Raw genomic sequence first — 12,428 nt, forward strand, 5'->3', positions numbered from 1 at the left:
CCCTCAAAAAACACGACGTATCGGTTATTGTGCCGTAAATCACATCACCTAAATATGATTTAGATACAAAAAAAGCCGCAATAAATAATTGCGGCTTAATGAATTATAGGCAAACAGGCATTGTTTGACCGTTCTGATTAGTCACGAACGTAGACAACGTGACCGTCATCTTCTTCATCGTCCCAGTCATCCCAATCGTCGTCGTCATCTTCAGTGATAACGTCTTTACCCGCCATCGCATCTTTATGGTAATCATCCCACATGAAGTTAACTTTATCTTCTTCAGCCACTTCTTCCTCTTCGCGAGGTAGGTTATCCATAAAGTCAGCCAGTTTGTAACAAAGCTCTTTAGTACCGTTACGATTGATCGCCGAGATCTTAAAGTACTCGTCTTCCCAACCTAGTGCGTCTAAGATTTCTTGGATCTTCTCATTCGCTTCTTCTTCAGGCATTAGATCAACTTTGTTGAACACTAACCAGCGCGGCTTACTTGCCAGTTTTTCGCTGTATTGTTCTAGTTCATCAATGATCGTCAATGCATTTTGCACCGGATCGGACTGATCAATTGGCATAATATCGATCATGTGCAGCAACACTCGACAACGCTCTAAGTGCTTCAAGAATCGAATACCAAGGCCAGCGCCATCTGCTGCACCCTCGATCAAACCAGGGATGTCTGCAACAACAAAACTTTTCTCTGGTACGACACTTACGACACCCAAGCTTGGGATCAAAGTCGTGAATGGGTAATCAGCGACTTTCGGTTTTGCTGCTGATACTGCGCGGATAAAGGTTGATTTACCAGCATTAGGTAGACCAAGCATACCCACATCAGCAAGAAGCAATAGCTCAAGGCGAATTTCGCGTACTTCACCTTTTGTACCCAATGTTCTCTGACGAGGCGCGCGGTTTACTGAAGATTTGAAACGCGTGTTACCTAGACCGTGCCAACCGCCTTTTGCGATCATCACTTTCTTACCGTGTTCAGCAACTTCCGCCACGATTTCATTTGTGTGGATATCCACAGCGCGCGTACCCACAGGTACACGAAGAACGATGTCTTTACCACGCTTACCTGTACAGTTACCACCGCGACCGTTTTCACCACGCTCAGCTTCGTAGAAGCGCTGGAAACGGTAATCAATCAGGGTATTTAGGTTTTCATCAGCTTGGATATAAACATCACCACCGTCACCGCCATCACCGCCATCAGGGCCACCTTTAGTGATGAATTTTTCACGCCAGAAACTGACAACGCCACTACCGCCATCACCAGCCTGAACTTTTACTACCGCTTCATCTACGAACTTCATCTTTTACTCCGACTACTTCGTGCGTGGATTAAATCTTACTATGTCATCCGACAATTTTAGCAGATGACAGATCTAAGCTCCCAGATTCAAATCGCTTAGGATCTTAGCGAGAAACTTCGATATGTCGACTGCCACAAATAAAAAACCCCGCCGATTCGGCAGGGCTTTTGAATTCAGCTTAAAGCTATTAAGTAATTTGGTTAAAAACCTAATTACTCAGCTTCGATGCTTACAAACTTACGGTTCTTAGGACCTTTCACTTCGAACTTCACTTTACCTTCAGTAAGAGCGAATAGAGTGTGGTCTTTACCGATACCTACGTTGTTACCAGCGTGGAACTTAGTACCACGTTGACGAACGATGATGTTACCTGCAAGTACAGATTCACCACCGAAACGCTTAACACCTAGACGTTTGCTTTCTGAATCGCGGCCGTTACGAGTAGAACCACCAGCTTTTTTGTGTGCCATTGTTAAACTCTCCTAATAGATTAAGCGTTGATACCAGTGATCTTCACTTCAGTGAACCACTGACGGTGACCCTGTTGCTTACGAGAGTGCTTACGACGACGGAACTTAACGATTTTAACTTTATCGCCACGACCGTGTTGTACAACTTCAGCAACAATTTTGCCGCCCTCTACAAGAGGAGCACCAACTTTGATGTCTTCGCCGTTAGCAACAAGAAGAACTTTATCAAATTCTACAGTTGCACCAGTTTCAACGTCTAATTTCTCTAAACGAAGAGTTTGACCTTCGCTTACACGGTGTTGTTTACCACCAGATTGGAAAACAGCGTACATATTTTACTCCGCTTTTTCCGCACAGCCTTTCTTGAGGGTGTGCGCTAAACTAATCATCAATAGGGCGCAGATTCTACAGAATAGATGCTCCTATGACAAGCCATATTTTGAAAAAATTGGCGAAAAGCTAATCGCCAAAGAAAAGTGCGGCAATCATGCCCTTTAGTAATGTATTAATCAACGTTTTTTAGTGTATTATTCGACAATTATATAAATCGAATAAGCCTTGCAGGGTCTAACTTCAGCCGGATATACGATGGATTTTAAAACTATCCAAGCGCTTACTGCCGATGACATGGCAAAAGTGAATGAAACAATTCAAGCCCAACTTAATTCTGATGTCTCTTTAATCAACCAGCTCGGTTTTTATATCGTGAGTGGTGGAGGCAAACGTCTAAGACCGCTTTTAGCGATACTGTCAGCCCGTGCACTTGGTTACCAAGGCAATGGTCATACAATGGCAGCTGCGTTTATTGAGTTCATCCATACAGCGACTTTGCTGCATGATGACGTGGTAGATGAATCAGACATGCGCCGTGGTAAAGCCACTGCGAATGCAGCATTTGGCAATGCGGCTAGCGTATTAGTTGGGGACTTTATCTATACACGCTCATTTCAGATGATGACGGAACTAGGATCCATGAAGATCCTTAAACTAATGAGCAATGCCGTAAACGTGATCGCCGAAGGTGAAGTACAGCAGTTGATGAACTGTAACGACCCTGACACGACAGAAGAAAGCTACATGCAAGTCATCTACTCTAAGACTGCGCGCTTATTTGAATCCGCAACTCAAATCGGTGCAATCTTAAATGATGCTCCTGAGCATGTGGAAATCGCAATGCAAAATTACGGTAAGTATCTAGGCACTGCGTTTCAGCTCATTGATGACGTCATGGATTACACTTCTGATGGCGAAGACATGGGTAAAAATGTGGGTGATGACTTGGCCGAAGGCAAGCCAACTTTGCCTCTACTCCATGCTATGCGTAATACCACACCAGAAAACGCCATCATGATTCGTGAAGCAATTGAGAAAGCGAATGGCATGGATCGCTTAGAAGAAATTCTTGCGGTCATGAAAGAAGCGGGCTCTCTGGAATACACAACGCAAAAAGCTCTAGAAGAAGCAGACAAAGCAATCGCAGAACTATCAGTGTTGCCAGAGTCTGAATACAAACAAGCGCTTGTTACTCTGGCTCATGTCGCAGTACAACGCACGAAGTAATCAATAGCTACCCATAACGCAAGACTTATAGCAAAAAGGAAGAGCATGCTCTTCCTTTTTTACGTTTGATACCTAATGACGACGCCGGAGGCGCTAGTAATATCTGTCACTACCGCCATGCAGTTGTGGATCATCTTCTATTTCATCAAAGCTAACGGCGAGCTGCTGTTCAGTCCCTTGTTTGGACAACAATACCGTCTCTGCTTCATGGTCGACCACTAATATCGTACCGACGCCTTGTTGGCACTCAACAACCATGCCTTTACGGATTCGACTCGCTTCCATCATCTTCTCCTTCACTACGTGGTTTTATTCGACCATTTTTACGAAGTTGAGAAATCAAGGATCAAAAAAGCCGATCAAAATGATCGGCTTTTTTCTTATATAGGCTTTCTAGATTACTTTGCGAATTCAACACCAATGTTGATGTCGCCATTTAGTGTTTCTAGCATACCGTCTAATGCAGACTTTTCGTAATCGCTGAGTTTGCCGTAGCTTAGTACTTCTTCAACGCCTTCTTTACCCAGTTTCACAGGTTGCGCGAAGTAAGTCGCGTGTTCGCCGTCGCCTTCAACGTAAGCGCACTCAACTACGCCTTCTTCACCTTGAAGAGCACGAACCAGAGACAGACCAAAGCGACATGCAGCTTGGCCCATTGATAGTGTTGCACTACCACCACCCGCTTTAGCTTCTACAACTTCAGTACCTGCATTTTGAATACGTTTCGTTAATGCTTCTACTTCTTCAGCTGTAAACTCAACACCTTCTACTTGAGACAGTAGAGGTAAGATCGTTACGCCAGAGTGACCACCAATAACTGGCACGCGAACGTCACCTGGATCTTTGTCTTTAAGCTCAGCAACAAACGTTTCTGAACGGATAACATCCAACGTTGTTACACCAAATAGACGACGCTTATCATAAACACCCGCTTTTTTAAGAACTTCAGCAGCAATTGGCACTGTTGTATTTACAGGGTTTGTGATGATACCAACACAAGCTTTCGGACAAACAACCGCAATCTTCTCCGCTAGCGATTTAACGATACCAGCGTTTACATTAAATAGATCCGCACGATCCATACCTGGCTTACGCGCAACACCAGCAGAAATTAGCACAACATCCGCGCCTTCTAGTGCTGGAGTAGGATCTTCACCAGCGTAACCTTTGATAGAAACTGGCGTAGGGATGTGGCTAAGATCAGCGGCCACACCAGGAGTTACTGGAGCAATATCATATAGGGCTAGATCAGAACCAGCAGGAAGACGGTTCTTAAGTAGAAGGGCCAGGGCTTGACCGATGCCACCAGCGGCGCCAATAACGGCTACTTTCATGTAGTTCTCCTTGAGAGTATTTCTCTTATAAACGTATTCGTAGGGTAGTTTGTAACCAACTTAAATAAAGCTATCGGAATCACAACTTGATTACAATCAATTAACGCTAGCTTTGCGACCTCGCGCAACTCGCTGTTACCGTGCTACAAATGGGGCTTGGATTATTCTTTTATTCTGTTGAAATGACAAGGAATTCAAGAAAACAGATACAGCCCTACTTCAGCGCGCTAAAGAATTCTATGTGGTATATAGTTTACAGTGACGCATCTAACATAATCCTGGGACTCTTTGGCACCGCCTGAATATATATGCGAGAATATGCAAAATTGCTGACCCGTAATAAGAGATTTGTAATGACTATGCGCAATTCAGAAAAACAAGACAACTTAGTTCGCGCCTTTAAAGCCCTGTTAAAAGAAGAAAGCTTTGGCTCACAGGGCGAGATTGTTGACGCACTCAAACAGCAAGGGTTTGAGAGTATCAACCAATCTAAAGTCTCACGTATGCTGACTAAATTTGGCGCCGTCCGTACGCGCAATGCAAAAATGGAAATGGTTTACTGTCTTCCTGCTGAGCTAGGTGTCCCAACAGTCAGCAGCTCTCTGCGTGAACTAGTACTAGACATCGATCGTAACGCAGCGTTAGTGGTAATTCACACTGGCCCAGGTGCAGCACAGTTGATTGCTCGCTTGCTTGATTCACTCGGTAAATCCGAAGGTATTCTTGGTGTTGTCGCAGGTGACGATACCATTTTCATTACGCCAACCATGGCAATTACGACTGAGCAACTCTTCAAATCAGTGTGCGAGCTGTTCGAATATACTGGTTAAGTTCTATAAAGCTTCAATTAGCTAACTCATTGTGGGTTATAAAAGAAGTCTCATTTTGTAGCCCATAATTTATGTAAATTTTTTGCTTACTCCGCTCATTCTTTAACCATCCATTTTGTGATTAACATCACGCAATTGATCTTTTTCATTTCAGTCACTAAACGTTGATTAAGTAATTGTTATAAAAAGAATTAAATTACAAATTGAATCCTATCCCCTGATACAAAATTCAGACTTATCAACTATAACATTTAACAATTGGATAATTTTCTGCCAATTTTTTGTTATGATTCGCTCGCTTTTTCAAACGATTGGATTGAAAAAGGTGCCGTTTCCAAATAGGAAACTCCAGAAGTGATTTATGGTTATTTCCGGGTAAATAATGAATATAAGGAAGGGAAATTCATGGCATTTAACAAACTTCTCAAAGTAGGCGCTATCGCTGCAGCCGTAATGGGCGCAGGCGCAGTTAACGCTCAAGAGTTTATTACCATCGGTACTGGCTCTGTGACAGGTGTTTATTACCCAACTGGTGGTGCTATCTGTAAGTTGGTAAATAAAGGTCGTAAAGACCACAACATCCGTTGTTCAGTAGAATCGACTGGTGGCTCAATTTACAACGTTAACACTATCCGTGCAGGCGAATTAGATTTTGGTATCGTGCAATCGGATTGGCAGTACCACGGCTACAACGGTACGAGCAAGTTTGAAGAACAAGGCCCGTACAAGAAGCTACGCGCAATGTTCTCTCTTCATACAGAACCTTTCAACATCATTGCGCGTGCAGATTCAGGTATTGAAAACGTTGAAGACCTGAAAGGTAAGCGCGTAAACATCGGTAACCCAGGCTCTGGTGACCGTGCAACGATGGGCGTTGTCATGGAAGCGATGGGTTGGACAAACGACAGCTTCAAATTGGCGTCTGAGCTAAAAGGCTCTGAACGCTCTCAGGCACTTTGTGATAACAAAATTGACGCCTTCATTTACATGGTCGGCCACCCGAACGGTTCAATCAAAGAAGCAACCACATCATGTGATGCGAAGCTAGTTTCAGCAACAGGCCCTAAAATCGATAAAATTGTTGCCGACAACCCATACTACGCCTTTAGCTCAGTACCGGCTGGTATGTACCGCGGTACAGACAAAGACGTAAACAGCTTTGGTGTTGCAGCAACAATGGTAACGACCTCTGATGTTTCAGACGATGTCGCTTACAACGTGGCAAAAGCTGTGTTTGAAAACTTTGACACCTTCAAGCGTCTACACCCTGCATTCGCAAACTTGAAGAAAGAAGACATGGTGAAAGCTGGTCTTTCTATTCCTCTTCACCCAGGTGCAGAAAAATACTACAAAGAAATGGGTCTAATTAAGTAATTTCCTCAGACTCTACATACAGGCAGGAAAGAATATTTTCTGCCTGTTTGAGCATACAGGTTGTAGCACGTTCTAACTATATGCTTCATTCGCCAGTTTTCTTCTGAAAACTGCGAGCTCATACCCAAGAAAACTTAAACGCCGCCTAACAGAGTATCCAACAATCAACACTTTGAGTTCAGGCAGCAAAATACTCGAAAGCAAACTTCGCTCCATTCACTACACTGATAGAGGCGAAGTGTGGTTCTCGATAAAAATCAGACAGGACCATCAATAATAAGGAAAAAGTACATGGCGACGAATCAAGCTCCGTCACAAGATGTGCAAGAAATGGTGGCTCAGGCAGACACAGGTGCACGTAGCCCTTCGGGAATGCAAGGACGAATCCTTTGGTTTGTTCCTCTGTGTTGGTCACTATTTCAATTATGGTACGCATCCCCGTTACCATTTATTTTCAATTTTGGCGTACTGAACGACACGGAAGCGCGATCTATCCACCTTACTTTCGCGATCTTTTTGGCTTTCACTGCTTATCCAGCGATGAAGAATTCTCCTCGCGATCATATCCCTCTTGTTGATTGGATACTCGCGTTGGCTGGCAGCTTTTCAGCAGCCTATATATACCTTTTTTATACCGAGCTAGCAGGACGCTCAGGCGCACCGACAACAGTTGATATCGTTGTTGCTGTTATCGGTATGCTCCTCCTTTTAGAAGCAACACGCCGAGCACTTGGTCCACCATTGATGGTCGTGGCTGCTGTTTTCCTTACTTACACCTTTGCAGGCCCTTACATGCCTGACGTTATCGCACACAAAGGGGCAAGCTTGAACAAGGCCATGTCTCACTTGTGGCTAACAACAGAAGGCGTATTTGGGGTTGCGCTAGGTGTTTCTACCTCTTTTGTCTTCTTGTTTGTATTGTTTGGAGCAATGCTGGAACGCGCTGGTGCTGGTGCTTACTTCATTAAAGTTGCCTTCTCGTTGCTTGGCCATATGAAAGGTGGTCCAGCTAAAGCGGCCGTTGTTGCATCAGGTTTATCTGGTCTGGTTTCTGGTTCTTCAATCGCAAACGTAGTAACAACTGGCACCTTTACCATTCCACTGATGAAACGTGTTGGCTTTCCCGGCACAAAAGCGGGTGCGGTAGAGGTAGCGGCTTCAACCAATGGTCAGTTAACACCGCCAATCATGGGTGCAGCAGCATTTTTGATGGTGGAATACGTCGGTATCTCCTACGTTGAGGTGATTAAAGCCGCCCTACTTCCAGCGCTAATCTCTTATATTGCTTTAATTTACATTGTTCACCTTGAAGCGTGTAAAGCAGGCATGACAGGCCTTCCTCGTCGCCACAACCCAACACTAGTACAAAGTCTGCTGTCCTTTACTGGCACAATCTTAGGATTGTGTGTGATCAGCGCATTGGTTTACTACGGAGTGGGTTGGACAAAGGACGTCTTTGGCGATGCCGCGACACCAATTGTTACCGTCGCACTATTAATCGCATACGTTGGGTTGGTGAAAGTCTCAGCAAATCACGTGCAAGATGGCGCAATTGAGATTGATGCAGAATTAACAGAAGTACCTGATCCTGGCCCAACCGTTAAGTCAGGCTTGCACTACCTACTCCCTATCGTCGTATTGGTTTGGTGTTTGACTGTCGAACGTTTCTCACCTGGCCTTTCGGCATTCTGGGCAACGGTGTTCATGATTTTCATTTTGCTTACTCAACGTCCGTTGATTGCACTGCTGTCAAAGCAAGGTGACATGCTTCAGCAAACCAAAGATGGCTTTGTCGATCTTGCCGAGAGCTTAGTTTCTGGTGCGCGCAATATGATTGGTATCGGCGTTGCAACCGCGGCAGCGGGCACCGTTGTTGGTGTTGTTACACTAACGGGTATCGGCCTAGTGATGACCGACTTCGTCGAGTTTATCTCTGGTGGCAGTATCATTCTTATGCTGCTGTTTACCGCCATCATTAGCTTGGTTCTGGGGATGGGTCTGCCAACAACGGCGAACTACATCGTGGTCTCTACGCTAATGGCGCCGGTCATTGTTACGCTCGGCGCAGCGCATGGCTTGATTATTCCGTTGATAGCGGTGCACTTGTTCGTTTTCTACTTTGGTATTTTGGCCGACGATACCCCACCTGTAGGTCTTGCGGCTTTTGCAGCAGCCGCAATTGCGAAATCAGATCCAATTCGTACCGGTATCCAAGGTTTTACTTACGATATTCGAACCGCTATTTTGCCGTTCATGTTTGTGTTCAATACCCAGCTATTGTTAATGGGGATCGACTCTTGGTGGCATTTGGCACTCACGGTCATCTCATCGATCATTGCAATGCTGATTTTCTCTGCGGCAACTCAAGGGTGGTGGTTCACGCGTAACAAGTGGTGGGAAACAGTCCTATTATTAGTACTGACGTTTTCGTTTTTCCGTCCAGGTTTTTGGTGGGACATGCTGTACCCAGCGAAAGTTCTTTCTCCTGGCGTTGAGGTAGCTCAAATCACGGAAACACTAAATGTAGGAGAATCATTGGAGTTACGTGTTGCCGGTGAAAACCTTGAGGGCGACTACATTGAGAAAACGGTTCGTCTTCCATTCGAAGACAGTGCGACAACAGCAGACGCACGTATTTCATCTATGGGTCTGATGCTGACCGAAAGTGACAACAAAATGATTGTCGATATGGTTGAATTTGGTAGTCCAGCAGAGTCCGCAGGTATCGACTTTGATTGGGAAATCAAGTGGGTTATCCAGGATGCAGACCGTCCGATGAAAGAGTGGGTGTTTGTACCATGCTTAATGATTTTGCTGGTGCTTGCCATGAACCAAAAACGTCGTGCTCGTAAGGAACAATTGAGCGCATAACCGATTTGGCCCCGAGGATAAAGGGGCCTTAATGAGAGACATTGAATGTACAAACAAATTCTTGTTCCGGTTGATCTAAATGACCAAGGCTTTTCAGACCGAGCAGTTGAACTAGCGGTTTGGCAGGCAAAGCAAGCAAATGCTCAAATCCATCTTCTGACGGTACTACCTGGTATTCACATGTCGATGGTTGCCACATACTTTCCGAAAGATGCTGCAGCCAAAATGAAGCAAGACGTGAAGCAGCAACTAAAAGCTTTCGCTAATGAGCATATTGCTGAAGATGTGGTTTACCAAGTGCATGTTGCTGAAGGCAAGGCCTACGCGACCATTCTTGATTATGCAGAACGTTTAGGCGCTGATCTCATCATTATGCCAAGCCACAAGCGCTCTAAAATCAATAAAGTAATGCTTGGCTCTGTCGCGAGTAAGGTTGTGGAATATTCTCCAATCAATGTGATGGTCGTAAAACCGCAAGGCTAAGTAAATACAGAAACGAAAAAGGACGCTAACATTAGCGTCCTTTTTATATTAAACAAGTAAGGGTTATGCCATCACTGGGTAATCGGTATAACCTTCTGCTCCACCCAAATAAAAGTGTTCTGGTTTCGCCTCATTAAGAGGTGCATTTTTCTTAAATCGCTCGACTAAATCTGGGTTTGCGATAAAGGGAACGCCAAATGCGACCACATCAACTTTGTTTTCTGCAATTGCTGTTGCCGCTTCTTGTGCACTGTAGCCCACGTTCGCCATTAAGTGACCTTTATAGTTTTCGCGTGCTGGCTTGAGAACATCTGCTTTTTGTACGCCTTTCAGATCCGCACGCATCACGTGCCAATAAGCAAGATCGAAAGAATTAAGTTGCTCTGCTAAGTAACGCACCAAGCCAACTGGATCACTGTCTTTCATGTCATTAAATCCATTTAGCGGAGATGTGCGCAGACCGACTCTTCCAGGTCCCCACACCTCAACGACTTCTTTCACTATCTCAAGTAAAAATCGAGCACGATTTTCAACCGAACCACCGTATTCATCGGTACGTAAATTTGAACCGTCACGAAGGAAGTTATCAATAAGATAACCATTGGCGCCATGTATTTCGACCCCATCAAAGCCTGCTTTCTTGGCGTTTTCTGCACCTTGTTTAAACGCCGCAACAATGGAAGCTATCTCATCCACTTCGAGTGCTCGTGGTACCGTATATGCTTGCTTACCCGAAGGGGTATGGACTAATTCATCACGAATGGCCAATGCGCTCGCCGCTACAGGTGTTTTTCCTTCATTCAGATCAGGATGACAAGCTCGTCCCGCATGCCAAATTTGCAGTACAATCTTACCGCCTCTCTCATGAACCGCATCCGTTACCTTTTTCCAAGCTGCGATTTGCTCTTCGTTGTAAATACCCGGCTCTGCCATGAAAGCAGACGTACCTTCCATCACCATGGTGCATTCAGCAATGATAAGTCCGGCACTCGCACGTTGAGCGTAGTATTCAACCATAAGGTCATTAGGAATATGGTCTGCGCCAGCACGAGCTCGCGTTAAAGGCGCCATAATGGCACGGTTATCTAATGCTAATTGACCGAGTTCGATAGGAGAAAATAAGTCTACAGAGTTGGACATGTTGTTTACCTCAAATGACAGTAACTTGATGGCTAAGGATGAGGTGCCAGACTATAATCAGATTAATATTGAAACAATATGGATAATTGAAAGTGATTGTTCGCAATTTAGAAACAATTGACTTTAGAACGCTTTCTATCTTTGTCACAAGCTGTCGACTACTGAGCTTAACCAAGTGCGCGCTGGAGTTAAACCTACCAAAATCTACTGTTAGTAAAGCCATAACCAAACTCGAACAACACTTTGAAGCCAAACTCCTAGAGCGCACAACCCGAAAGTTAGTGATCACCGAAGCTGGCCAAATGGTTTTAGAGCGTGCTGCAAGCTTAGTTGAGGAATTCCACTCAATTGGCCATGACGTACAGGAGATGGAACAACAGATCCAAGGCCGGCTGCGTATTTCCGCGCCACCAGCGTTGGATGCGTATATGGCGGAACACATCTTTTTGCCATTTTTAAAACAATGGCCAAAAGTACAAATTGCGTTAGAAGCATCGAACGATTTTGTTGATCTGTTTTCACACGGCTTTGATATGGCAATTCGAGTCGGTCAGATAGTTGATGATCGATTGATCGCAAAAAAATTAGGCTATACCACTCGAGTCCTGGCTGCTAGCCCTGAGTATTTAGCTGAGTTCGGTGTACCTGAAACGCCAGAAGATCTGACAAAACACAACTGTTTGAGGTATCAATATGTTTCAGAAATAGGGCCTTGGACGCTGATCTCACACGATAATACCGTCAATGTTTCAATAACCAGTAACTTCTCAAGTACAACTGTAGAAGCAATATTAAAAGGCGCACTTAAAGGACTAGGCATCGCTAACTTACCTGTGCAGAACATGACGCAAGAGCTAGAAAGTGGCACCTTAGTCAGAGTGTTACCGCAATGGCACACGGTACCAATGCCTATTTATTTAGTCTATCGTCCTGGAGCAAACCGCCCACGGCGTGTACAAGCAATGATTGACCATATCATGAGCTTAAGATCTCAATTTGAATTTGGCCCTCGGCATGGTTTGTGTTGCGGAGAAGCATAACCTAGCAACTATC

12 protein-coding genes are annotated in these 12,428 nt (G+C 44.7%); 6 read left to right on the forward strand and 6 right to left on the reverse strand.

The genetic code is table 11. From position 1 onward, the window contains the following. Window positions 1–137 precede the first annotated feature (137 nt). From cgtA to rplU, 3 genes are all read right to left on the reverse strand, one after another. Window positions 138–1,313 carry an Obg family GTPase CgtA gene (cgtA, locus tag J4N43_RS13990; protein ID WP_005383091.1) on the reverse strand — a complete coding sequence of 392 codons (1,176 nt, stop codon included), beginning with the start codon at window positions 1,311–1,313 and terminating at the stop codon, window positions 138–140. A 212-nt stretch (window positions 1,314–1,525) separates the two neighbouring features. After that, entirely contained in the window at window positions 1,526–1,783 is a 258-nt protein-coding gene (gene rpmA, locus J4N43_RS13995) for a 50S ribosomal protein L27 (RefSeq protein ID WP_005383095.1), read from the reverse strand. A gap of 20 nt (window positions 1,784–1,803) precedes the next feature. Beyond that, complete coding sequence (gene rplU / locus J4N43_RS14000) at window positions 1,804–2,115, reverse strand: 50S ribosomal protein L21 (RefSeq protein WP_005383096.1); 312 nt, start codon at window positions 2,113–2,115, stop codon at window positions 1,804–1,806. A gap of 256 nt (window positions 2,116–2,371) precedes the next feature. Here rplU and ispB point away from each other — a divergent pair, with 256 nt between their 5' ends. Continuing rightward, window positions 2,372–3,343: an octaprenyl diphosphate synthase gene (gene ispB / locus J4N43_RS14005; RefSeq protein ID WP_005383097.1), complete on the forward strand. Its 972-nt coding sequence runs from the start codon at window positions 2,372–2,374 to the stop codon at window positions 3,341–3,343. 93 nt (window positions 3,344–3,436) lie between these two features. On the opposite strand, the gene J4N43_RS14010 is transcribed toward ispB, so the two are convergent. Together J4N43_RS14010 and mdh are read right to left on the reverse strand one after the other, a co-directional pair. Next, window positions 3,437–3,628 (reverse strand): hypothetical protein, encoded by a 192-nt coding sequence (locus J4N43_RS14010; RefSeq protein WP_005379661.1) that lies wholly within the window; start codon window positions 3,626–3,628, stop codon window positions 3,437–3,439. A 113-nt stretch (window positions 3,629–3,741) separates the two neighbouring features. Next, entirely contained in the window at window positions 3,742–4,677 is a 936-nt protein-coding gene (gene mdh / locus J4N43_RS14015) for a malate dehydrogenase (RefSeq protein WP_005379660.1), read from the reverse strand. 359 nt (window positions 4,678–5,036) lie between these two features. Here mdh and argR point away from each other — a divergent pair, with 359 nt between their 5' ends. From argR to J4N43_RS14035, 4 genes are all read left to right on the forward strand, one after another. Beyond that, window positions 5,037–5,507: a transcriptional regulator ArgR gene (gene argR / locus J4N43_RS14020; protein WP_005379659.1), complete on the forward strand. Its 471-nt coding sequence runs from the start codon at window positions 5,037–5,039 to the stop codon at window positions 5,505–5,507. Window positions 5,508–5,912: 405 nt separating this feature from the next. Next, window positions 5,913–6,881 carry a TAXI family TRAP transporter solute-binding subunit gene (locus tag J4N43_RS14025; protein WP_005379657.1) on the forward strand — a complete coding sequence of 323 codons (969 nt, stop codon included), beginning with the start codon at window positions 5,913–5,915 and terminating at the stop codon, window positions 6,879–6,881. A gap of 291 nt (window positions 6,882–7,172) precedes the next feature. Then, a complete protein-coding gene (locus tag J4N43_RS14030) occupies window positions 7,173–9,752 on the forward strand; it encodes a TRAP transporter permease (protein WP_017820274.1) in 2,580 nt (859 codons plus the stop codon). A 45-nt stretch (window positions 9,753–9,797) separates the two neighbouring features. Further along, on the forward strand, window positions 9,798–10,235 hold the full coding sequence (locus tag J4N43_RS14035) for a universal stress protein (RefSeq protein ID WP_017820275.1): 438 nt from the start codon (window positions 9,798–9,800) through the stop codon (window positions 10,233–10,235). A gap of 63 nt (window positions 10,236–10,298) precedes the next feature. Here the strand turns inward: J4N43_RS14035 and J4N43_RS14040 are convergent, their stop codons facing one another. Continuing rightward, a complete protein-coding gene (locus J4N43_RS14040; RefSeq protein ID WP_053349696.1) occupies window positions 10,299–11,375 on the reverse strand; it encodes an alkene reductase in 1,077 nt (358 codons plus the stop codon). 92 nt (window positions 11,376–11,467) lie between these two features. Here J4N43_RS14040 and J4N43_RS14045 point away from each other — a divergent pair, with 92 nt between their 5' ends. Then, a complete protein-coding gene (locus J4N43_RS14045) occupies window positions 11,468–12,415 on the forward strand; it encodes a LysR family transcriptional regulator (protein ID WP_005379650.1) in 948 nt (315 codons plus the stop codon). Window positions 12,416–12,428: the final 13 nt, after the last annotated feature.

Origin of the sequence: Vibrio sp. SCSIO 43009 (assembly GCF_023716525.1) — a bacterium.
Taxonomy (GTDB): Bacteria; Pseudomonadota; Gammaproteobacteria; order Enterobacterales; family Vibrionaceae; genus Vibrio; species Vibrio alginolyticus.

Excerpts from the sequence above, each read along its gene's own strand:
- ispB (WP_005383097.1), top strand. The coding sequence starts at position 2,372 with ATGGATTTTAAAACTATCCAAGCGCTTACTGCCGATGACATGGCAAAA.
- argR (WP_005379659.1), top strand. The coding sequence starts at position 5,037 with ATGCGCAATTCAGAAAAACAAGACAACTTAGTTCGCGCCTTTAAAGCC.
- J4N43_RS14010 (WP_005379661.1), bottom strand. The coding sequence starts at position 3,628 with ATGGAAGCGAGTCGAATCCGTAAAGGCATGGTTGTTGAGTGCCAACAA.
- mdh (WP_005379660.1), bottom strand. The coding sequence starts at position 4,677 with ATGAAAGTAGCCGTTATTGGCGCCGCTGGTGGCATCGGTCAAGCCCTG.
- cgtA (WP_005383091.1), bottom strand. The coding sequence starts at position 1,313 with ATGAAGTTCGTAGATGAAGCGGTAGTAAAAGTTCAGGCTGGTGATGGC.
- J4N43_RS14035 (WP_017820275.1), top strand. The coding sequence starts at position 9,798 with ATGTACAAACAAATTCTTGTTCCGGTTGATCTAAATGACCAAGGCTTT.
- J4N43_RS14025 (WP_005379657.1), top strand. The coding sequence starts at position 5,913 with ATGGCATTTAACAAACTTCTCAAAGTAGGCGCTATCGCTGCAGCCGTA.
- rplU (WP_005383096.1), bottom strand. The coding sequence starts at position 2,115 with ATGTACGCTGTTTTCCAATCTGGTGGTAAACAACACCGTGTAAGCGAA.
- J4N43_RS14030 (WP_017820274.1), top strand. The coding sequence starts at position 7,173 with ATGGCGACGAATCAAGCTCCGTCACAAGATGTGCAAGAAATGGTGGCT.
- J4N43_RS14040 (WP_053349696.1), bottom strand. The coding sequence starts at position 11,375 with ATGTCCAACTCTGTAGACTTATTTTCTCCTATCGAACTCGGTCAATTA.
- rpmA (WP_005383095.1), bottom strand. The coding sequence starts at position 1,783 with ATGGCACACAAAAAAGCTGGTGGTTCTACTCGTAACGGCCGCGATTCA.